The 21,122-nt window shown below is 68.6% G+C and carries 20 protein-coding genes; 8 read left to right on the top strand and 12 right to left on the bottom strand.

Features of this window, described 5'->3' with window-relative positions:
* Window positions 1-117: 117 nt before the first annotated feature.
* From mctP to ACIBK0_RS21190, 5 genes are all read right to left on the bottom strand, one after another.
* Window positions 118-1,728, bottom strand: a complete 1,611-nt coding sequence (mctP, locus tag ACIBK0_RS21210) for a monocarboxylate uptake permease MctP (RefSeq protein WP_399081872.1) — start codon at window positions 1,726-1,728, stop codon at window positions 118-120.
* Entirely contained in the window at window positions 1,725-1,988 is a 264-nt protein-coding gene (locus ACIBK0_RS21205; protein WP_399081870.1) for a DUF3311 domain-containing protein, read from the bottom strand. The genes mctP and ACIBK0_RS21205 overlap by 4 nt, the downstream gene beginning before the upstream one ends.
* A 128-nt stretch (window positions 1,989-2,116) precedes the next feature.
* On the bottom strand, window positions 2,117-2,317 hold the full coding sequence (locus tag ACIBK0_RS21200) for a YbdD/YjiX family protein (protein WP_399081868.1): 201 nt from the start codon (window positions 2,315-2,317) through the stop codon (window positions 2,117-2,119).
* Window positions 2,289-4,427: a carbon starvation CstA family protein gene (locus ACIBK0_RS21195; RefSeq protein ID WP_399081866.1), complete on the bottom strand. Its 2,139-nt coding sequence runs from the start codon at window positions 4,425-4,427 to the stop codon at window positions 2,289-2,291. The genes ACIBK0_RS21200 and ACIBK0_RS21195 overlap by 29 nt, the downstream gene beginning before the upstream one ends.
* Before the next feature lie 138 nt (window positions 4,428-4,565).
* Window positions 4,566-5,330, bottom strand: a complete 765-nt coding sequence (locus ACIBK0_RS21190; protein WP_189189334.1) for a GntR family transcriptional regulator — start codon at window positions 5,328-5,330, stop codon at window positions 4,566-4,568.
* A gap of 406 nt (window positions 5,331-5,736) precedes the next feature.
* On the opposite strand from ACIBK0_RS21190, the gene ACIBK0_RS21185 reads away from it, so the two are divergent.
* The 4 genes from ACIBK0_RS21185 to ACIBK0_RS21170 all read left to right on the top strand — a co-directional run bounded on the left by ACIBK0_RS21185 (window position 5,737) and on the right by ACIBK0_RS21170 (window position 10,509).
* Complete coding sequence (locus ACIBK0_RS21185; protein ID WP_399081864.1) at window positions 5,737-7,014, top strand: extracellular solute-binding protein; 1,278 nt, start codon at window positions 5,737-5,739, stop codon at window positions 7,012-7,014.
* A 96-nt stretch (window positions 7,015-7,110) separates the two neighbouring features.
* Entirely contained in the window at window positions 7,111-8,100 is a 990-nt protein-coding gene (locus ACIBK0_RS21180; RefSeq protein WP_399081862.1) for a carbohydrate ABC transporter permease, read from the top strand.
* Window positions 8,097-8,936: a carbohydrate ABC transporter permease gene (locus tag ACIBK0_RS21175; RefSeq protein WP_399081860.1), complete on the top strand. Its 840-nt coding sequence runs from the start codon at window positions 8,097-8,099 to the stop codon at window positions 8,934-8,936. The genes ACIBK0_RS21180 and ACIBK0_RS21175 overlap by 4 nt, the downstream gene beginning before the upstream one ends.
* A gap of 10 nt (window positions 8,937-8,946) precedes the next feature.
* A complete protein-coding gene (locus ACIBK0_RS21170; RefSeq protein ID WP_399081858.1) occupies window positions 8,947-10,509 on the top strand; it encodes a glycoside hydrolase family 3 protein in 1,563 nt (520 codons plus the stop codon).
* A gap of 285 nt (window positions 10,510-10,794) precedes the next feature.
* Here ACIBK0_RS21170 and nagB read toward each other — a convergent pair whose 3' ends face one another.
* Window positions 10,795-11,580, bottom strand: a complete 786-nt coding sequence (gene nagB, locus ACIBK0_RS21165; protein WP_399081856.1) for a glucosamine-6-phosphate deaminase — start codon at window positions 11,578-11,580, stop codon at window positions 10,795-10,797.
* 357 nt (window positions 11,581-11,937) lie between these two features.
* Here nagB and ACIBK0_RS21160 point away from each other — a divergent pair, with 357 nt between their 5' ends.
* The gene (locus tag ACIBK0_RS21160) at window positions 11,938-13,023 is read left to right on the top strand and encodes an SIS domain-containing protein (RefSeq protein WP_399081854.1); all 1,086 of its coding nucleotides are present in this window, start codon (window positions 11,938-11,940) and stop codon (window positions 13,021-13,023) included.
* Window positions 13,024-13,147: 124 nt separating this feature from the next.
* On the opposite strand, the gene ACIBK0_RS21155 is transcribed toward ACIBK0_RS21160, so the two are convergent.
* Entirely contained in the window at window positions 13,148-13,900 is a 753-nt protein-coding gene (locus tag ACIBK0_RS21155; RefSeq protein ID WP_399081852.1) for an SDR family oxidoreductase, read from the bottom strand.
* A 96-nt stretch (window positions 13,901-13,996) separates the two neighbouring features.
* Between ACIBK0_RS21155 and ACIBK0_RS21150 the strand changes: the two genes are divergently transcribed.
* Together ACIBK0_RS21150 and ACIBK0_RS21145 are read left to right on the top strand one after the other, a co-directional pair.
* Window positions 13,997-14,674, top strand: coding sequence for a TetR/AcrR family transcriptional regulator (locus ACIBK0_RS21150; RefSeq protein ID WP_399081850.1), 678 nt, complete (start codon window positions 13,997-13,999; stop codon window positions 14,672-14,674).
* Between the two features lie 471 nt (window positions 14,675-15,145).
* Window positions 15,146-16,612: a sensor histidine kinase gene (locus ACIBK0_RS21145; RefSeq protein ID WP_399081919.1), complete on the top strand. Its 1,467-nt coding sequence runs from the start codon at window positions 15,146-15,148 to the stop codon at window positions 16,610-16,612.
* Between the two features lie 201 nt (window positions 16,613-16,813).
* On the opposite strand, the gene ACIBK0_RS21140 is transcribed toward ACIBK0_RS21145, so the two are convergent.
* Both ACIBK0_RS21140 and ACIBK0_RS21135 read right to left on the bottom strand, forming a co-directional pair.
* Entirely contained in the window at window positions 16,814-17,071 is a 258-nt protein-coding gene (locus ACIBK0_RS21140) for a WhiB family transcriptional regulator (RefSeq protein ID WP_006380970.1), read from the bottom strand.
* A 319-nt stretch (window positions 17,072-17,390) separates the two neighbouring features.
* Entirely contained in the window at window positions 17,391-18,359 is a 969-nt protein-coding gene (locus ACIBK0_RS21135; RefSeq protein WP_399081848.1) for a diacylglycerol/lipid kinase family protein, read from the bottom strand.
* A gap of 148 nt (window positions 18,360-18,507) precedes the next feature.
* On the opposite strand from ACIBK0_RS21135, the gene ACIBK0_RS21130 reads away from it, so the two are divergent.
* A complete protein-coding gene (locus ACIBK0_RS21130) occupies window positions 18,508-18,960 on the top strand; it encodes a hypothetical protein (RefSeq protein ID WP_399081846.1) in 453 nt (150 codons plus the stop codon).
* A gap of 45 nt (window positions 18,961-19,005) precedes the next feature.
* Here the strand turns inward: ACIBK0_RS21130 and ACIBK0_RS21125 are convergent, their stop codons facing one another.
* The 3 genes from ACIBK0_RS21125 to ACIBK0_RS21115 all read right to left on the bottom strand — a co-directional run bounded on the left by ACIBK0_RS21125 (window position 19,006) and on the right by ACIBK0_RS21115 (window position 21,121).
* Window positions 19,006-20,142 carry an RNA polymerase sigma factor SigF gene (locus ACIBK0_RS21125; RefSeq protein WP_399081844.1) on the bottom strand — a complete coding sequence of 379 codons (1,137 nt, stop codon included), beginning with the start codon at window positions 20,140-20,142 and terminating at the stop codon, window positions 19,006-19,008.
* The gene (locus ACIBK0_RS21120) at window positions 20,139-20,552 is read right to left on the bottom strand and encodes an anti-sigma regulatory factor (RefSeq protein ID WP_054228129.1); all 414 of its coding nucleotides are present in this window, start codon (window positions 20,550-20,552) and stop codon (window positions 20,139-20,141) included. Before ACIBK0_RS21120 ends, ACIBK0_RS21125 begins: the two co-directional genes overlap by 4 nt.
* A gap of 308 nt (window positions 20,553-20,860) precedes the next feature.
* Window positions 20,861-21,121, bottom strand: a complete 261-nt coding sequence (locus ACIBK0_RS21115) for a UBP-type zinc finger domain-containing protein (RefSeq protein ID WP_399081842.1) — start codon at window positions 21,119-21,121, stop codon at window positions 20,861-20,863.
* Window position 21,122 lies beyond the last annotated feature (1 nt).

The following is a 21,122-nucleotide window of genomic DNA, read 5'->3' as shown; positions in this document are numbered from 1 at the left end:
TGCGCACCGCGATGGGCCGCGGCCCACCCGCCTTTCCCCGCTGGGGAGCCACGGGAGCGCGTACCGGCACCCTGCGGGTGCCGGTACGCGCACTCACCCCGAGGCCATGCCCGGTGCCTAGTGCGTCGCTCCGGCCGTGGCCGGGGGCAGTTCCGTCTCTACCCCGGGGTCGCCCGCGTCCGCCGTGTAGTCCTCGGGGGACGTCTCGTCAACGCCGTCGGGAGCCTTGAACGCCCGGAGGGCGAAGGTGAGGACGACGGTCACCACGACGTTGAGGACGAACGCCGTGAGGCCGATGTAGCCGATCTCCCCGATCCCGGGGATCTCCTTCGAGCTGCCGCCGAAGTGCTTCTGCGTCGGGGAGGCGACCCCGTACGCCGCGAGCGTGCCGTAGACCATGCCGACGGCCCAGCCCGCGAGCAGCGCCCAGCGGTGGAACCACCGGGTGAACAGGCCGCCGACCAGGGCCGGGAAGGTCTGCAGGATCCAGATGCCGCCGAGCAGCTGGAAGTTGATCGCGACCGTCTTGTCCATGGTGAGGACGAAGACCAGCGCGCCGACCTTCACCAGGAGCGAGACCAGCTTGGAGACCTTGGTCTCCTGCTGGGGCGTCGCGTCGGGCTTGATGAAGTCCTTGTAGATGTTGCGCGTGAAGAGGTTCGCGGCCGCGATGGACATGATGGCCGCGGGGACCAGCGCGCCGATGCCGATGGCGGCGAAGGCCACACCCGCGAACCAGTCCGGGAACATGGTCTCGAAGAGCTGCGGGATGGCGAGCTGGCCGTTCGTGACCTTCACTCCGGCGGCGATCGCCATGAACCCGAGCAGGGCGAGCAGGCCCAGCATCAGCGAGTACAGGGGCAGGATCGTGGTGTTGCGGCGGATCACCTCGCGGCTGCGGCTCGACAGCGTCGCCGTGATCGAGTGCGGGTACATGAAGAGCGCCAGTGCCGAGCCCAGGGCGAGGGTGGCATAGGTCCACTGGCCCGCTTCGGCGGGGACGATTCCGCCCGCGCCCGCCGCCGTGTACTTGTCGCTCGCCGCCTTGAAGATCTCGTCGAACCCGCCGAGCTTGATCGGGATGTAGATGATGGCCACCGCGATCACGATGTAGATCAGGGTGTCCTTCACGAACGCGATCAGGGCCGGGGCGCGCAGGCCGGAAGAGTAGGTGTACGCGGCCAGTACGCCGAAGGCGATGAGGAGCGGGAGGTCCTTCACGAACCAGTTCGTGTTCTCTCCGCCGCCCACGCCCATCACGTCCAGGACGGCCTGGATGCCGACCAGCTGGAGCGCGATGTACGGCATGGTCGCCAGGATGCCCGTGACGGCCACGGCGAGGGACAGGCCCTTGGAGCCGAAGCGGCCGCGCACGAAGTCCGACGTCGTCACGTATCCGTGCTTGTGGGAGACCGACCACAGGCGGGGGAGGAACGTGAAGATCAGCGGGTAGACCAGGATGGTGTACGGGACCGCGAAGAAGCCGGCGGCGCCTGCCGCGTAGACCGCGGCGGGTACGGCGACGAAGGTGTACGCCGTGTAGAGGTCGCCGCCGAGCAGGAACCAGGTGATCCAGGTGCCGAACGAGCGTCCGCCCAGGCCCCATTCGTCGAGGCTGTGCTCGTCGTCGGGCCTGCGCCAGCGCGCGGCCAGGAAGCCCATGACCGTGACGGCCAGGAAGAAGAAGATGAAGACGGCGAGTGCCACGCCGTTCACGCCGTCCTTCATGCCTCGGCACCGCCCTTCGTGGTGGCTCGGGCGCGCTGGTCACGCTGCCAGAGCTTGTAGGCGATCATCGTCAGCGCCGTGGAGATGAGCACCCACAGCATCTGGTACCAGTAGAAGAACGGGATGCCGATGAAGGTCGGGTCCGTCTTCGCGTACGAGCCGACCCACAACATCGCCGCGAAGGGGGCGAGCAGGCACAGGGCTATCACGACGCGGACCGGCGTCACCGCCGGTGGCTTCACTTCGGGCACATCTGACATACGGCGGCTCCGTCCCCTCACTGATCACCTGTGTAACGCGCAGGCAATCTAGGCGACGGTTCCGCTTTATGGAACCCCCCTCCGGATAGCGGACGTGGAGGATTCGTGTGGGCTCCGGTTTCGTGCGGTCAGCAGCAGCGGAAGCCCTGACGCGGATCCTCCTCCCGACGGTCCGTGCGTGCCCGTTCGAAGTCCCGGCGCGAGGGTACGGGGGCGTCCGGATGATCCTTGCGGAGGTGTGCGACATAACGGTCGTAAGCGGATTCATCCGTCAGCTCCCGTATGTACCAACGGATTCCGCTAGCTGCCCGGTGCAGCGCCGATCGCATCCCGCTCCTCCTGCCTCTCTCGCTGCGTGGGGATCAGTCCGGCCGGAGCGACGATCTCCGACTCCACGTACGGCGCCTCGCTCAGCGTGGAGAGGGCCGGGCGGCGTACGTGCCGGACGCACGCCCGGGCCGCGTCGGCGATCACGACGACTATGAGGACGGCGAGCACGGCCGAAAGGACGCCGTCCACCGTGGAGTTGGTGACCACGGTGTGCATGTCGTCCATGGTCTTGGCGGGCGGCAGGACCTTTCCGGCGTCGATGCCGTCCTGGTAGACACTGCGCTGCTTGAAGAAGCCGACGCGTGGATCGCTGGAGAACACCTTCTGATAGCTGGCCGTGAGAGTCACCGTGGCGTCCCAGACGAGTGGAATGCCGGTGATCCAGGCCCACTTGAGGCGTCCCGACTTCACCAGCAGGGTCGTGCAGACGGCCAGGGCGACCGCCGCGAGCAGCTGGTTCGAGATTCCGAAGATCGGGAAGAGCTGGTTGATACCGCCGAGGGGTTCGTGGACGCCGACCCAGAGGAAGTAGCCCCACAGCCCGCACACGAGGGCGCTGGTGATGATCAGTCCGGGCTTCCAGCTCACCTGCTTGAAGGGGCGGTAGACGTTCCCCAGCATGTCCTGGAGCATGAACCGGCCCACGCGCGTGCCCGCGTCCAGCGCCGTCAGGATGAACAGCGCCTCGAACATGATCGCGAAGTGGTACCAGAAGGCGCGCAGGCTTCCGCCGGTGACCCTCGAGAAGATCTCCGAGACGCCGACGGCGAGCGTGGGCGCGCCGCCGGTGCGGGAGAGCAGGCTCTGTTCCCCGACCTGGTGCGCGGCTTTCGCGAGGTCCGCGGGGGAGACGGTGTACCCGAAGGTGGCGACCGCGTGCGAAGCCGATTCGACGGTGGTGCCGATGACGCCCGCGGGCCCGTTCATAGCGAAGTACAGGCCCGGGTCGATGATGCACGCGGCGACCAGGGCCATGATCGCGACCGACGACTCCATCAGCATCGAGCCGTACCCGATCATCCGGACCTGCGTCTCTTTCTGGATCATCTTGGGCGTCGTGCCGGACGATATGAGTGCGTGGAAACCGGACAGGGCGCCGCAGGCGATGGTGATGAAGACGAAGGGGAAGAGTGAGCCCGCGAACACCGGGCCGTCGCCCCGCTCTGCGAAGTCCGTGACCGCGTCCATCTTCAGCGTCGGCAGCGCGATGACGACGCCGAGCGCGAGCAGCGCGATCGTGCCGATCTTCATGAAGGTGGAGAGGTAGTCGCGGGGCGCGAGGAGCATCCAGACCGGCAGGATCGAGGCGATGAATCCGTACGCCACCAGCCAGATGACCAGGGTGGAGGGGGCGAGGGTGAAGGTGTCGGCCCAGGAGGACTCGGCGACCCAGCGGCCCGCGACGAGGGCCGCCAGCAGGAGCGCCACGCCGATCAGCGAGACCTCGGTGACCCGTCCCGGGCGCAGGACGCGCAGGTAGAAGCCCATCAGCAGGGCGATCGGGATCGTCATTCCGATGGAGAAGGTGCCCCAGGGGGAGGCGGCGAGCGCGTTCACGATCACCAGCGCGAGCACCCCGAGCAGGATGATCATGATGGCGAAGGCGGCGAGCAGCGCCGCGGCCCCGCCGAACGGGCCGATCTCCTCGCGGGCCATCTGCCCGAGCGACCGCCCGTCCCGGCGCGTGGAGAAGAACAGGACCACCATGTCCTGGACCGCGCCCGCGAAGATCACTCCGGCGATGATCCAGATGGTGCCGGGCAGATAGCCCATTTGCGCGGCCAGCACCGGACCGACCAGCGGGCCCGCGCCCGCGATCGCCGCGAAGTGGTGGCCGAGCAGCACGCGCCGGTCCGTGGGATGGAAGTCGATGCCGTTGTTCAGCCGCTCCGCCGGGGTGGCCCGTGTCCCGTCGACCTTGAGCACCTTGTGCGCGATGAACTTCGCGTAGAAGCGATAGGCGATGGCGTACGAGCCGAGCGCGGCGGCGACCATCCAGGCGGCCGACACGTTCTCGCCCCGCGCGAGTGCGAGTACGGACCAGCCCGCGGCGCCCACCAGCGCGACGAGGGTCCAGATGGCGATGGTTCGAGGCTTGGCGGTACGCACCGTTCGTCCTCCCGTCCATGCGGTGACGGGAGGAACGTAGAGCAGGAAGGGGAGTCGCGCTACACCACGTGCCTACCTCAAGTGGCTTATTTCTGCAGGCGCTTGAGCCTCAACAGTCCTGCGGGCGCGTGGACGGCACTACTCCTGCGGGCGCTTCAGGCGTGCCACGAACTTGTACCGGTCGCCGCGGTACACCGAGCGCACCCACTCCACCGGTTCGCCCTGCTTGTCCAGTGAGTGCCGGGAGAGCATCAGCATGGGCAGGCCGACGTCGGTGCCGAGCAGTCCGGCCTCGCGCGGGGTGGCCAGCGAGGTCTCGATGGTCTCCTCGGCCTCGGCGAGATGGACGTCGTACACCTCGGCCAGGGCGGTGTAGAGGGAGGTGTACTTGACGAGTGACCTGCGCAGGGCGGGGAAGCGCTTCGCGGAGAGGTGGGTCGTCTCGATGGCCATCGGTTCGCCGCTGGCGAGGCGGAGGCGCTCGATGCGCAGCACCCGGCCGCCGGCCGAGATGTCGAGCAGCCCGGCGAGGGTCTCGTCGGCGGTGATGTAGCCGATGTCCAGCAGCTGCGAGGTGGGTTCGAGGCCCTGGGCGCGCATGTCCTCGGTGTACGAGGTGAGCTGCAGCGCCTGGGAGACCTTGGGCTTGGCCACGAAGGTGCCCTTGCCCTGGATGCGTTCGAGGCGGCCCTCGACGACCAGTTCCTGAAGGGCCTGCCGCACGGTGGTGCGCGAGGTGTCGAACTCGGCGGCGAGGGTGCGCTCGGGCGGTACCGGCGTGCCGGGCGGCAGTGTCTCCGTCATGTCGAGCAGGTGCTTCTTCAGGCGGTAGTACTTGGGCACGCGCGCGGTACGGATGGGGGCCCCACCCTCGTTCTCCGCACTGCTGACATCGGCGCTCATGCTCTGCCTTCCCGGCTCCGGATGCCGAAACGGCCGACATCCCCATCGGCCACGGCTCACATCGTGGCACGGCTTCTTGTGCGAGTGTCCCCCCGCACGCTCCGTGATCCCCTCTATATACCGTCGGCGCACCTGTTGGTCTAGTCCACCGCGCTGAAGTGGTCCACCCGTGGGCGCGCGAACGGCGCCGTGAATTATGCCGGTTACCTACTTAAAGGTCCCTGCATATGTAGGTCCCATAACGGACGGTCGGAGGGCTCGCGAACTCCTTGACACCCCTCCAGGTCTAGGCCAAGCTCCCGGTACTGGTCTACACCATTGGTCCAGTCCCGGCCCCACGGGCGGTACACGTCTTACGTCACCGCGGGGAGCCAGGGGGGTTTGTGGCATCCCTGAGGAGGGTGGCGTGAAGCGCAAGCTGATAGCCGCGATCGGTATCGCGGGCATGATGGTCTCCATCGCGGCGTGCGGGGGCGACGACGGCGACAGTGGCAAGAAGGCGGGTGCCGACGGCTTCAAGGGGCAGACCCTGACCGTCTGGGCGATGGACGGCTCGACGCCTCCCGGCTGGACCAAGGATCTGACGGCGGCCTTCGAGAAGAAGACCGGCGCCAAGCTGAAGTTCCAGACCCAGCAGTGGAACGGCATCCAGCAGAAGATCACCACCGCGCTCTCCGAGGACAACCCGCCGGACGTCATTGAGGTCGGCAACACCCAGACCCCCGCCTACGCGGCCACCGGCGGTCTCGCGGACCTGTCGGACCTCAAGTCGGAGATCGGGGCCGACTGGACGGCGGCCCTGAACAATTCCTCGGTCTACCAGGGCAAGCAGTACGCGGCTCCGTGGTACTTCGCCAACCGCGTCGTCATCTACAACAAGAAGATCTGGGCCGACGCCGGCATCAAGGACACCCCGAAGACCCGGGACGAGTTCTTCAAGGACCTTCAGACCATCGACAAGAAGACCGACGCCGAGCCGATCTACCTGCCCGGCCAGAACTGGTACTTCTTCGACGGTCTGACCATCGGCCAGGGCGCCGACCTGGTGAAGAAGGACGGCGACAAGTACGTCTCCAACCTTGCCGACCCGAAGGTCGGCAAGGCCATGGAGATCTACAAGGAGTACCAGTCCTACTCCAAGGCCCCCAAGGACAAGGACGAGGCGACCCCGCAGCAGGCCGAGGTCTTCGCCAAGGGCAAGACCGGCGCCTTCATCGGCATGGGCTGGGAGGCCGGCACGGCCATCGCGGCCAACAAGAGCATCGAGAAGAACATCGGCTACTTCACCATCCCGGGTGAGACGGCCGACAAGCCCGAGGGCGTCTTCCTGGGTGGCTCCAACTTCGCGGTGGCCGCCGGCAGCAAGAAGCAGGAGCTGGCCAAGGAGTTCCTGAAGCTGGCCCTGTCCGACAAGTTCGAGGGCGCGCTCGCCAAGGAGAACGGCGTCATCCCGAACAAGGAGTCGCTGCAGACCAACCTCTCGGCCAACCCCGCCGCCGTGGCCGCCGCCCCGGCCGCGGCCGGCGGCGGCACCACGCCGCTGATCCCCGAATGGGCCGCCGTCGAGAACGCCCCGAACCCGATCAAGACCTACATGACCGCGGTGCTGAACGGTAAGTCGCCCGCCGACGCCGCCAAGCAGGTCGAGGCCGAGATCAACAAGCGTCTCTCGCAGACGAGCTGATCACCCGTGCCGGGGCGCCCCGAAGAGGGCGCCCCGACGCAGTGGTGCATCGAGCAGTGGTGCATCGACCAGTAGGGCCACAGAGAGATGGCGAGCATGTCAGTGCAGACCGAACGCGCGGACACGGTCCCGGCGGCCGGGATCCGCAAGAGTGACGCATCCCCACCGGGAGACGGGGAGAGCCGGACGAAGGGACGAGGCGGCGCGTCCGCGCCCTATCTGCTCCTGCTGCCGGCGTTGGCAGCCACCGCGGTGCTTCTGGGCTGGCCCCTGGTGAAGAACGGCATGCTGTCGTTCCAGAACCTCAACCCGCGGCAACTGATCCTCCACCTCACCGAGTGGAACGGGATCGACAACTACCGGGACGTGCTGTCCGGTTCCGACTTCTGGAAGGTCGTCGGCCGGTCGGTCGTCTTCACCGCCGCCAACGTCGTCCTCATCATGGTGCTCGGCACCCTCGTCGGCCTGCTCCTGGCCCGGCTCGGCAGGCGCATGCGGCTGACGCTGATGCTCGGCCTGGTGCTGGCCTGGGCGATGCCCGTGGTCGCGGCCACCACCGTCTACCAGTGGCTCTTCGCGCAGCGCTTCGGCGTCGTCAACTGGGTCCTGGACAAACTCGGCTGGCACTCCATGGCCGACTACAACTGGCTCGGCACGCAGTTCTCCACCTTCTCCGTGGTCACCCTGCTGATCGTCTGGCAGTCCATCCCCTTCGTGGCGATCAACCTCTACGCCGCGACGACCACGATCTCCAAGGAGCTGTACGAGGCCGCCTCGCTGGACGGTGCCGGCGCCTGGCAGTCCTTCACCTCGGTGACCTTCCCGTTCCTGCGGCCGTTCCTGTGGGCCACGACGTTCCTTGAGGTCATCTGGATCTTCAAGGCGTTCCCGCAGATCTTCGTGATGAACGAGGGCGGCCCCAACCGGCTCACCGAGACCCTGCCGATCTACGCCTTCGTCGAAGGTGTCGGCAACCAGCACTTCGGGATGGGCGCGGCGATCTCGTTCCTCACCATCCTGATCCTGCTGGCCCTGACCGCGTACTACCTGCGCACCGTGCTCAAGCAGGAGGAGGACGAGCTGTGAAACGCGCTGCTTCTTCATCGATCCGCCGTCTGTGGCCCAACGCGACAGCGATCGTCCTCTTCGTGGTCTTCGCGTTCCCCGTCTACTGGATGTTCGCCACGGCCTTCAAGCCGACCGGCGACATCATCGCCGACGACCCCGTCTTCTTCCCGACCGATGTCACGTTCGAGCACTTCAAGAAAGCCGTGGACGCGGACCACTTCTGGACGCTGGTCGGCAACTCCGTGACGGTTACCGTGCTGTCGGTTCTCCTGTCGCTCGTCATCGCGCTGCTCGCGTCCTTCGCGCTCGCGCGGATGCGGTTCAAGGGGCGGCGCGGCTTCATCATCACGTTCATGATCGCGCAGATGGCCCCCTGGGAGGTCATGGTCATCGCGATCTACATGATCGTGCGCGACGGCGAGATGCTGAACAGCCTGGTCCCGCTGACCTTCTTCTACATGGTCATGGTGCTGCCCTTCACCATCCTGACCCTGCGCGGATACGTCGCCGCCGTGCCGAAGGAGCTGGAGGAGTCGGCCATGGTCGACGGCTGCACCCGCACCCAGGCCTTCATCAAGGTGATCTTCCCGCTGCTCGCGCCCGGCCTGATGGCCACCTCGCTCTTCGGGTTCATCACCGCCTGGAACGAGTTTCCCATGGTCCTCATCCTGAACAAGGACATCGAGGCCCAGACCCTCCCGCTGTGGCTGTCCAGCTTCCAGACGACCTTCGGTGACGACTGGGGTGCCACCATGGCAGCGGCCTCGCTGTTCGCCGTACCGATCCTGATCCTCTTCGTCTTCCTGCAGCGGAGGGCCGTCAGCGGCCTTGTCGCAGGCGCCGTGAAGGGATAACGCCACCCCGATGACGACACTCGCCAGTGGTACCGCTGCGTCCAATTCAGAAAAAGATGGCCTGACCCGTGACGCCCTGACCGTCCTCCAGCCCGGCTTCACGGGGACCACGGCCCCCGACTGGCTGCTGCGCCGCCTCGGCCAAGGCCTCGCCTCGGTCGGCCTGTTCGGCCGCAACATCGCCTCGCCCGCGCAACTGGCTGCCTTGACCGCCCAGTTGCGCGCCGAACGCGACGACGTGCTCGTCGCGATCGACGAGGAGGGGGGTGATGTCACCCGCCTGGAGGTGCGGACGGGTTCGTCCTTTCCGGGCAACCACGCGCTGGGCGCCGTGGACGACGTATCGCTCACGCGGGATGTCGCCTTCGAGCTCGGCCGCCGCCTGGCCGCCTGCGGCGTGAACCTCAACTGGGCCCCGTCCGCCGACGTCAACTCCAATCCGCGAAACCCGGTCATCGGCGTGCGGTCCTTCGGCGCCGACACCGATCTGGTGGCCCGGCACACGGCGGCCTACGTCACCGGACTCCAGGCGGCCGGCGTAGCGGCCTGCACCAAGCACTTCCCGGGCCACGGCGACACGGCGGTCGACTCGCACCACGCGCTGCCGCGCATCGACGCCGAGTTGTCGGTGCTGGAGGGCCGCGAACTCGCCCCGTTCCGGGCCGCGATCGCCGCCGGTACCCGCGCCGTGATGAGCGCGCACATCCTGGTCCCCGCTCTGGACCCCGACCGCCCGGCCACCCTCTCCCGCCGCATTCTCACCGGCTTGCTCCGCGAGGAACTCGGCTACGAAGGCCTCATCGTCACCGACGGCATGGAGATGCAGGCCATCGCCGCGACCTACGGCATCGAACGCGGCAGCGTGCTCGCCATCGCCGCCGGCGCCGACGCGATCTGCGTGGGCGGGGGACTGGCGGACGACGACACGGTGCGCCGCCTGCGCGACGCCCTCGTCTCCGCCGTCCGCACCGGTGAACTCGCGGAGGAACGACTCGCGGAGGCGGCTAGCCGGGTACGGGAACTGGCTCGTTGGACGGCCTCGTCCGGGGGCGCGAGTGCGGGCGGGGGACCGGGCGTGCATACGGGCGTCGGTGCCGGTACGGGAGTGGGTGCGGGCGCGAGTGATCGTGTCGAGGTCGGCCTCGTGGCCGCCCGGCGCGCGCTCACGGTGACCCATTCCGAGACGTACGCCCCGCTCACCCAGGCCCCGTACGTCGCCGCCCTCACCCCGGTCGCGAACATCGCTGTCGGCGAAGAGACCCCCTGGGGCGTCGCGGCGGAGCTGGCCCGTCTGCTCCCCGGCACGGAGACCGGCAGCTTCACCGGCGAGGACGCGGGCCCCTCGGCCCTCGCCGCCGCGGACTCCCGCCGCATCGTCGCCGTCGTGCGGGACGAACACCGTCATCCCTGGATGGCGGCCGCCCTCGACACCCTCCTCGCGGCCCGCCCCGACACCATCGTGGTCGAGATGGGCGTACCCCAGGCCCCACCCCGTGGCGCCCTCCACATCGCCACCCATGGCGCGGCAAGGGTGTGCGGCCTGGCGGCGGCGGAGGTCATCACGGGGGCGTGAGCCGCGCGGCGGGCCGGGCAGGAGAGGGCCGTGCGGCGCGCGCTCGCCAAGGCTGCCGTGTGAGCAGGGCCGTGGTGTGTGGGCGGACATTCCGCAAGGGGCTTTAGGGGTGCCCCTGCTCGACGATGGGTCTCCCTGGTCTGGGGAAGCCGAGAGCTTGGGGGAGGGTGGGCAGCAGCCACCGCCCGCCAGGCCGCACCCGTCCGACGGCCGTGAGCCCGACATGCGAAGGCGCCGGGGCCCCTGTAACGGGAGTCCCGGCGCCTTCGCACACACCAACCCGGCTTAAATCCCCTGCCAGCTCGGCTTGTTGGCAAACGTATGCCGGAAGTAGTCCGCAAGCTTCAGCTTGGAAGCCGCCGCCTCGTCCACGACGACCGTGGCGTGCGGGTGAAGCTGAAGGGCCGAAGCGGGGCACACCGCGGCAACCGGACCCTCCACCGTCGCGGCAACCGCGTCCGCCTTGCCCTCACCCGTCGCCAGCAGCACCAGATGCCGTGCTTCCAGAATCGTGCCGATGCCCTGGGTGATGACGTGGTGCGGCACCTGCTCGATGTCGCCCTCGAAGAACCGCGCGTTGTCGACCCGGGTCTGCTCCGTCAGCGTCTTGATCCGGGACCGCGAGGCGAGCGAGGAGCAGGGCTCGTTGAACCCGATGTGCCCGTCCGTCCCGATCCCGAGCAGCTGCAGATCCACCCCACCGGCCTCCGCCAGCGCCTTGTCGTACGCCTCGCACGCGGCCTGCACGTCCTGCGCGGTGCCGTCCGGCCCCATGAACGCGTCCATGTCCAGGCCCAGCGGCTCGAGCACCTCCCGTCGCAGCACCGAACGGTACGACTCGGGATGCTCGGCCGGCAGCCCCACGTACTCGTCGAGCTGCGCGATCCGTGCGCCCGAGGCGTCCACGGCGCCGGAGCTCACCTTGGCCGCCAGAGCCTCGTAAATGGGCAGCGGAGTCGAGCCGGTGGCCACGCCGAGCAGGGCGTCGGGCTTGCGCCGGAGCAGCTCGGCCATGGCCTCGGCGATCAGCTCGCCGCCCGCCTTGGCATCCGGGACGATGACAACTTCCACGCTGGGCCTGCCGATCTGGAGAGGGGACTCAGGGGACTCAACTGGAACCCGAAGGGGGACGCATGTGGTATAGACCAATCTAGCAGAGCGTCACTCGCTCGTCGCCCCGAAGGCCCCACCCGGACGCGCGCGCCCCCACCCGGGGGAGTGCAATGGAAACCGCACACCGACTCACGCCGCAAACGGCACCCCGCACACGGCCCAGCGCACACCGACTCACGCCGCACAAGGCACCCCGCACACGGCGCAGCGCACAACGGCTGACTCCGCACCCAGCGCAGCGCACACCGACTCACGCCGCACGCGGCACACCGCCCTGCACACCGCACATGGCTCACCGCGCACAAGGAGGCACCCATGACCGCCACGCCCCCGCACGCTCCCCACGGCGCATCCCAAAGCGACCGCCCGGGCCGGATCATGGCCCGGGAGATGGCCGAACAGCCCGACGTGCTGCGGCGGATCCTCGACGCAGGCGCGCCCCGGATCCAGGACGTGGCCCGGCAGATCGCCTCCCGCAAGCCGCGCTTCGTGCTGCTCACGGCCCGCGGCACCTCCGACAACGCCGCCCTGTACGCGAAGTACCTCCTGGAGATCCGCCTGGGCCTGCCCTGCGGGCTCACCTCGATGTCGACGACCACGGCATACGGCGCGCACCCCGATCTCACCGACGTCCTGGTGGTCACCGTCAGTCAGTCCGGCGGCTCCCCGGACCTGGTCGCCTCGACCCGGGCCGCCCGCGCGGCCGGCGCCATCACCCTCGCGGTGACCAACAACCCGGACTCACCGCTGGCCGCCGTCTCCGAGTACCACATCGACATCATGGCCGGCCCGGAAAAGGCGCTCCCCGCCACCAAGACCTATACGGCCTCCCTTCTCGCTCTCTACCTCTTCGTCGAAGGTCTGCGCGGCGGCGACGGCGCTCCCGCGAAGGTGCTGCCCGACCTCGCCGCCGGTCTCCTCGCCCGCGAGAGCGAGGTCAGGATCCTCGCCTCGCGCTACCGCTTCGCCGAGCGCATGGTGATCACCTCGCGCGGCTACGGCTATCCCACCGCCAAGGAAGCCGCCCTGAAGCTGATGGAGACCAGCTACATCCCCGCCCTCTCCTACTCCGGCGCCGACCTCCTGCACGGCCCCCTCGCCATGGTCGACAACATCTCGCCGGTCATCGCGGTCGTCACCGACGGCCATGGCGGCGAAGCGCTCCAGCCCGTGCTCGACCGGCTGCGCGGCCGCGGCGCCGACCTCGTCGTCATCGGCCCCCGAGCCCAGGTCGAACAGGCCTCGGCCGGTTTCGTCCTGCCGACCGAGGGCGTCGCCGAAGAGGTCCAGCCGATCCTGGAGATCCTCCCGCTCCAGCTCCTGGCCTACGAGGTCACCGTCGCCCGCGGTCAGGACCCGGACGCGCCGCGCGCCCTCGCGAAGGTGACGGAGACCCGCTGAGACTCAGGGCCCGCCGGACCCGGCACATCGGCACCCCGCCGGCACGGCCCTCAGCACCCCGCCGGCACCCCGTCGGCACGGCTTCGGCATGCCGCCCGGTCCAACACCTCGGCCGCGGCGGGCCCTACGTCAGCGAACCCCCCGTCGCATCCACCCAACTCCCCGTGATCCACCGCCCGTCGTCCGAGGCCAGGAACGCCACCACGTCGGCCACATCGGCCGGCACCCCCACCCGGCCCAGCGCCGATATCGCCGAGGCCTGCGCCCATCCGCCCTCGGTCCCGTGCAGCAACTCGGCGGTGTTGTCGGTGTCGATGATGCCGGGCGCCACCGAGTTCACAGTGATCCCCCGAGGACCCAGCACCTTGGAAAGGTCCCGGGTGAAGACATCCAGGGCGCCCTTGGTCATCGCGTACGCCATCTTGTCCGGCATGACGGCGGTCCGTGCGAGCCCGGAGGAGATGTTGATGACCCGCCCGCCGTCCCGCAGGCGGTCCAGGCCGTGCTTGACGATGAAATGCGGCGCCTTCACGTTCACCGCGAAGACCCTGTCGTACTCCGCCTCGTCGATCTCCTCGAGGGACCGCGACGTACCGATCCCCGCGTTGTTCACCAGGATGTCCAGCCCGTCCGACTGCCCGTCGAAGGCGTCCCACAGGGCCTTCGCGTCGCCCGGCCGTCCCAGCTCCACCCCGATCGCGAACGCCGATCCCCCCGTCGCCTCGATCGAGGCGACCGTTTCCTTCGCCGCCGCCTCGTTGCTGCCGTAGTGCACGGCCACTCGCGCACCGTCCCGTCCGAGCCGCTCGGCGATGCCCCGCCCGATGCCCCTGCCGCCACCCGTGACGAGTGCCGTCCTGCCCGTGAGCACGCCCATGTCGGCGCCCCCTTCTCATTTCACTAGTGACCGCTACAGAAAAACCGTACAACAGCCCACCGACATTTCTCTAGCACCCGCTATAAAATCCACCTCATGGTGAGCAGGCAGCAGACCGAGGCGGGCGCGACCCGGCATGAGGACGCCAAGGCCGTGACCAGGCATGAGGACGCCAAGGCCGTGACCAGGCAGCGCGGCCGCCCCCGCTCCTTCGACCGTGAGACCGCGCTGGAGAAGGCGATCCTCGCGTTCTGGGAGCACGGGTACGAGGCGACCTCCGTCTCCGACCTCACGCGCGTCATGGGCATCGGCGCCCCGAGTCTGTACGCGGCGTTCGGCGACAAGCGGTCGCTCTTCGACGAGGTCGTGCGCGAGTACGGCACGAGGTACGGCTCGTTCGGCGACCGCGCGCTGGCCGAGGAGCCCACGGCCCGTGGCGCGGTCGAGCGGATGCTGTGCGAGGCCGCGGTCGAGTACACCGCCCCGGGCCATCCGCACGGCTGTCTGGTCATCCATGCGGCCACCAACTGCACCTCACCGGAGGTGGAGGAGTCCCTGCGCGAGCGGCGCAACGCCAACATCGCCGCGTTCGAGAGTCGTATAAAAGCGGGGATCGCCGCGGGCGAACTGCCCGCTGACACGAACGCGGCCGCCCTCGCCCGGTACACCGGAGCGATCATCCAAGGCATGAGCCAGCAGGCCCGTGACGGCGCCTCCAGGGAGCAACTGGAGGCCCTCGCCGAGCTCGCCATGGCTCTCTGGCCCCGGCCATGAGCCGCGGCGGCCGCCTTCATGCGCCAATCCGGGCCGCCTCATCCGCCAATCCGGCCCGTTCATGAACCGAAGCGGGTTAGTCTGCGTGATGGATGCCTTTGGATGTTCGATAAGCAGACAACAACAAACATCCGTCGACGCATGGACAGAAGGCGCATGGACGCAGGACCATGGTCTAGTCCACAATGCTTTGGCAACTGAAGGCATTGCAGGCAAGTGAACAAGCCTCCGTCTTCCCCGCACAGGAAGGCGGACCGAGGAACCGGCGCTCTCTGCCCTGACTGCTCCGGCTCCTCTCTTCGGCCGATTGGGACCGCACACCCCGCGGCCGTTGTTGCTCCGGGCTGCGGTGCCGGGAGGGTTGAGGGTCCCTCCCAGGCGCCGCGGCCCGCGGGTGTTTCCGGAGCCGATGCCGACGGCTGATTTCGGAGCATGTCGTATCCGCCGGGTACGCTCGCAGACGTGCCCTCCATGAACGACCTCGTACGCCAGCACACCGCCCTCGGTGACTCCGATCTCGAGTGGCTGCATCTGCTGGTCTCGGAGTGGCAGCTGCTCTCCGACCTCTCCTTCGCCGACCTCGTCCTGTGGGTCCCCACGCGCGACGGCACCCGCTATGTCTCCGTCGCCCAGATGCGGCCCAACACCGGCCCCACCTCGTACCAGGACGACATGGTCGGTCACCTCGTCCCGCGCGGCCGCCGGCCCATGCTGGACGCGGCGCTCGACGAGGGCCGGATCGTGCGCGAGGGTGACCCGGAGTGGCGCGAGGAGGTTCCGGTCCGGGTCGAGTCCATTCCCGTACGGCGCGAGGGGCGCGTCCTCGGTGTCATCGCCCGGAACACCAACCTCCTCACCGTGCGCACCCCGAGCCGGCTGGAGCTGACGTACCTCCAGAGCGCCTCCGATCTCGCCCAGATGATCGCGGCGGGCACCTTCCCGTTCCCCGACCAGCAGGTCGACATGGATGCTTCGCCGCGGGTGGGTGACGGGCTGCTCCGGCTCGACGCGGACGGCATCGTCCAGTACGCCTCACCGAACGCGCTGTCGGCGTACCACCGCCTCGGCCTGGCCGCCGACCTGGTGGGCCACAACCTCGGTGTGACCACCGCCGAACTGGCGCCGTCCCGAGGCCCGGTGGACGAGGCACTGTCCAAGGTCGCCAGCGGCTGGGCGCCCCGCGAGTTCGAGATCGAGAGCGGCGACGGGGTGATCCAGCTGCGTGCGATCCCGCTCAAGCCCAAGGGCACGCGTGTCGGTTCCCTCGTACTGCTGCGCGACGTCACCGAACTGCGCCGCCGCGAGCGTGAGTTGATCACCAAGGACGCGACCATCCGGGAGATTCATCACCGGGTGAAGAACAACCTCCAGACGGTGGCGGCACTTCTGCGGCTGCAGGCCCGGCGCATCGACTCGGACAAGGGCCGAGAAGCCCTGGAGGAAGCCGTACGCCGGGTCGGTTCGATCGCGATCGTGCACGAGACGCTTTCCCAGAACCTGGACGAGCGCGTGGAGTTCGACGAGATCGCCGACCGGGTGCTCGCCATGGTCGCCGAGATCTCACCCGGCAAGGTCACCGGCCGGCGCACCGGCCGCTTCGGCATCCTGGACGCCGAGGTCGCGACCCCGCTCTCCATGGTCCTGACCGAAATCCTGCAGAACGCCCTGGAACACGGCTTTCGCGAGGGCGACCGAGGCACCGTCGAGGTCTCGGCCGTGCGCGGCGGCACCACCAAGGACGCCCGTCTGCTGGTCACCGTCCAGGACGACGGGGTCGGTCTGCCCGAGGGCTTCGACCCGCACCGCTCGGGCAACCTCGGCCTGCAGATCGTGCGGACGCTGGTGGAGGGCGAGTTGGGCGGCACCTTCGACATGGTGGCCGCCCCGGAGCGCGGTACCCAGGTGATCCTGGACATCCCGGTGCGGGCCCACAAGTGACCGAGGCGGTCGCACAAGTGACCAAGGCTCAGTAGCAATCCCTGCGACCGCAAACAGCAATGAGCCCCGGACCACTGGGTGGTCCGGGGCTCACGCTCACGTTGCTATGCGCATCGGGGGTACTGCGCGCTGCGGCTCGGGGGCGGGAGATGCGTACTCGCTGTACGCGCCGCCAAGCTCAGGCTCGTGCGGGGTGGGGTGTCAGGCGGTGGCCTGACGGGCCCGGTTGCGGGCGGCGCGACGCTTCATCGCACGGCGCTCGTCCTCGCTGAGGCCACCCCAGACGCCGGAGTCCTGGCCGGACTCGAGCGCCCACTGCAGGCACTGCTCCATGACGGGGCAGCGGCGGCAGACGGCCTTGGCTTCCTCGATCTGCAGCAGCGCAGGACCGGTGTTGCCGATGGGGAAGAAGAGCTCGGGGTCTTCCTCGCGGCAAACGGCGTTGTGACGCCAGTCCATGGCTGCTACCTCTCCTTGGTATTACATGCAGGTTGCTTGTGAATGTGAACGCTTTCACGAATCCCTCAACAAGTGAAGGGCCGACTACCAGACGGACTGGCGTGGTCCTGTGATTTGAGGAGGGGTTCTGGCTCTCTGTGGTGGCCGATGTTGCGGGCCGTCCCGAGCGCCACGTAGAGACTCGCAAACCTCAGCGGCGGATACAACCCCTTCAGGAAAGTTTTTTTTGATTCCTCGGTGTCGACTAGGTCACAGCCGTACTTCCATGGGGTGGATCCTGGTCTAAACGTTCGAGTGAAAGGACTTTGAGCCCTTCCGCTCACACAATCACACGCAGTGCACGGCGTACGCCTGTGAACGTCACGCTGGTGCGCAGTCCGAGGTGGTCGCCGTCCATCTGAAGGGGCAGCGGCACCTTCGAATGCAAGGTGAAGTCTGTCAAGTCGTGCAGAGACGCGGCGTGCTTGCCATGGGGACCGCGCTCGGGGGACGAAGTGAGCAACTGCGTGGCATACCGGGCAACAGCGGTCGTCGACATGCGGCTGAGACCGAGTACGTCGAGCCCGGTATCGAACGAGGCCTTAGGCGCCGCGTACACCGGACGATTGCCGAGAAACGTCCACGGCGAGGTATTGCAAATTATGGACAGGACCAGATCGGTGACCGGGTCCGCGCCGGGGCGCTCCAATGTGATCGTTCCGTGTCTGCGGTGAGGTTCGTCCAAAAATGTGCGCACCGCTTGGCGGAGATACAGCGCATGCGTGGAGCGCTTGCCGCGTTCACGCTGCTGTTCGACCCGGCCGATCACGCCCGCGTCGAAGCCGAGTCCCGCGCAGAACGTGAACCAGCGGGACGGCACGGCTTCGTCCTCCGTGCCGGGAGTGCCCGCGGCCAGGCCCAAGCCGATCGTGCGCTCGCGCTCCTCGCGCAGCGCGTCCAGCAGTGCGCCGGTGGCCTCCACCGCGTCGTTGGGCAGGCCGAGGGCGCGGGCGAAGACATTGGTGGAGCCGCCGGGGACCACGGCGAGGCGCGGCAGGCGCTCCGGATCGGGGCCGTGGTGCAGCAGGCCGTTCACGACCTCGTTGACCGTGCCGTCGCCGCCGAGGGCCACGACCAGGTCGATGTCCTTGCTCTCCGCGGCCTGCCGGCCGAGGTCCCGGGCGTGTCCGCGGTACTCGGTGGTGACGGCCTCGAGCTTCATCTCACTGGCCAGTGCGTGGATCAATACGTCACGCGTGCGCGCACTTGTGGTGGTTGCTGCCGGATTGACCACGAGAAGTGCACGCATGCGATGCAGCGTACCTACTGGGTGGTACTCATCCCAGACCGAGGTAGGGATCAGGTAAGAGATGGGGACGTGAGTCTGCCCACCCGGTGACGTGAGTCCGTATACCGGGTGCCGTCGGCGGCGCAGGGTCGGCGGCTACCCTTCAGGGGTGAGCCCTGAGCAGAACCCCACCCCCGACGCCCCCACCGCAGAATCCCGCCCCGGACGGCTGACCGCCGCGGCGGCGCTGGCCGCACTGGAGGGGCTCGCCCTCGTGGCGGGCGGCGGCTACATGCTCGTCCTGGGCCTCACGGGCGACCCCGACGACCGGCAGCAGGCCGTCACCGGCGGTGTCACGCTGATCGTGCTCGCCCTGCTGCCCCTGCTGGCCGCGCGCGGACTGCTGCTGCGCCGCGGCTGGAGCCGGGGCCCGGCCGTCATCACCCAGATCATGGCGCTGCCCGTGGCCTACAACCTGCTCCAGGCCGACAGCATCGCGATCCCCGGCGGCATCGCCCTGGCGGTCGTCGCGATCGCGGCGCTGGTGTTGCTGGTGAACCCGGCAACGACGCGGGCCCTCGGAATCCGAGCGCCTGGCGGGGACGCACAGGACCAGAAGTAGCCGGTCTCACTCCGGCTTGTTCCGCTGGTCCCCCTTCGGCTCGTCTCACTCCTCCACGAGGAGCTTCTCCCGCAGCTGCGCCAGCGTGCGAGCCAGCAGCCGCGACACGTGCATCTGGGAGATGCCGACCTCCTGCGCGATCTGCGACTGCGTCATGTTGCCGAAGAAGCGCAGCAGCAGGATGCGCTTCTCGCGCGGGGGGAGGTCTTCGAGCAGCGGTTTCAACGATTCCCGGTACTCGACGCCCTCCAGGGCCTCGTCCTCGGCGCCCAGGGTGTCCGCGACGGCCGGGGACTCGTCGTCCGTGTCGGGGACGTCCAGGGACAGCGTGGAGTACGCGTTGGCGGACTCCAGGCCCTCCAGAACCTCCTCCTCCGAGATGGCCAGCTTCTCGGCCAGTTCGTGGACCGTGGGGGAGCGGCCGTGCAGCTGCGAGAGCTCGGCGGTCGCCGTGGTGAGCGCGAGCCGCAGCTCCTGCAGCCGGCGCGGCACCCGCACCGCCCAGCCCTTGTCGCGGAAGTGCCGCTTGATCTCGCCGACGACAGTGGGCGTCGCGTACGTCGAGAATTCGACGCCGCGCTCCGGGTCGAAGCGGTCGACCGACTTGATCAGGCCGATGGTGGCGACCTGGGTGAGGTCGTCCAGCGGCTCCCCGCGGTTGCGGAAGCGGCGTGCCAGATGCTCGACGAGGGGCAGATGCATGCGGACCAGCTGGTTGCGCAGCTCGGCGTACTCGGCGCTGCCCTCCTTCAGCTTGCGCAGCTCGATGAACATCGCCCGTGCCCCGCTGCGGTCCTGGGGGTCGTGCTGGATGTGCTGGGCGCTCGGCCCGTGCTGCGCGCCCTGCACGCTCTGCGCTCCCAGCTCGTCGTCTCGCTCGTGCTCGCTCATAGTCCCGCCCGTCACCAGCCGTCGCCCCTCCGAGGACGTGCTCCGCGCGGCACCCTCCGGATCCCGTTGCCCGTCGTCCTGGCCGGAGAGCTTCTCCCGTTCGTGCTCGTCGATCGGCGCTGCGGATACGGCCGAGGAGGCGCCGTCCTCCGGGTGCGGTCGGGCCTGCTCGGGGATGCCGTCGACGCCTTCCGCCGTGCGCCGCGGCCCACCGAGGCCGTCGACACGCTCGGCAGGAAGCTCCCGTGTGCCGCGCTCTTCGTCCCGCACCGGCCCGTCCCCGTTCCTCACGCCGGCCCGGGTCCCGCGCCGCGCTGTTTGTAGAGGCTGATCGAAACGGTCTTGTCCTCGGCGACGGTCGAGTCGACCTTGCCGGCGAGGGCCGAGAGGACGGTCCACGCGAAGGTGTCCCGGGAGGGGGCGTGACCGTCCGTGGTCGGGGCCGAGACCGTGACCTCCAGAGAGTCGTCGATGAGCCGGAAGACACAGCTGAGCACCGAGCCGGGGACGGCCTGTTGCAGCAGGATTGCGCAGGCCTCGTCGACCGCGATGCGCAGGTCCTCGATCTCGTCGAGGGTGAAGTCCAAACGGGCCGCAAGCCCGGCCGTGGCCGTGCGCAGCACCGACAGGTAGGCACCCGCGGCCGGCAGCCGGACTTCCACGAAGTCCTTCGTCGCGGGCTCGCCTGCGATCTGGGACACCCTCACCTCCATGGTGGTACAAGCTCATTCGAGCTCTCTCGGGGCCGAGGGTCGCCCCCCGGGGTAACGCGATATGTGGTTCAGCGGTGACGCTACCGCGCTCCCAAGTTTCCTGTCCTGGGGACCCCGCTCCCTTGCTGTCACTCATAGTAAGCCTATGAGTACGGACAGTGGCTAGGGGTCTGCGGGCCCAAATAGGAAGAGCGCGCGCCGGGTTGACGTACCCAGGCGTCAGACCGTCGAACCGTCGGGATCGAGGGTCACCCGCGTTCGTGATCCACGAGTTCTTTCAGTATGCCGTCCACGCGTCATACGAGGACGTGGTCGGTGAAGCACCAACGCCAGTTCTCCCCGGGCTCGAACGTGCGCATGATCGGGTGGCCGGTGTCCTTGAAGTGCTCCGTCGCGTGACGCAGCGGTGAGGAATCGCAGCAACCCAGGTGCCCGCACTCCAGGCACAGGCGAAGCTGCACCGGATGCGTGCCGGCGGCCAGACACTCCAGACAGGTCTCACTCAGGGGCTCTGGCTCGGGGTGAGGCAGCGCGTCGGCGTGCGTGCACTGTTTCATG

It is taken from the genome of Streptomyces sp. NPDC050564 (assembly GCF_044457265.1).
In the GTDB taxonomy this organism is placed as follows: domain Bacteria; phylum Actinomycetota; class Actinomycetes; order Streptomycetales; family Streptomycetaceae; genus Streptomyces.
This window is presented reverse-complemented; position numbering and strand designations above follow the sequence as displayed.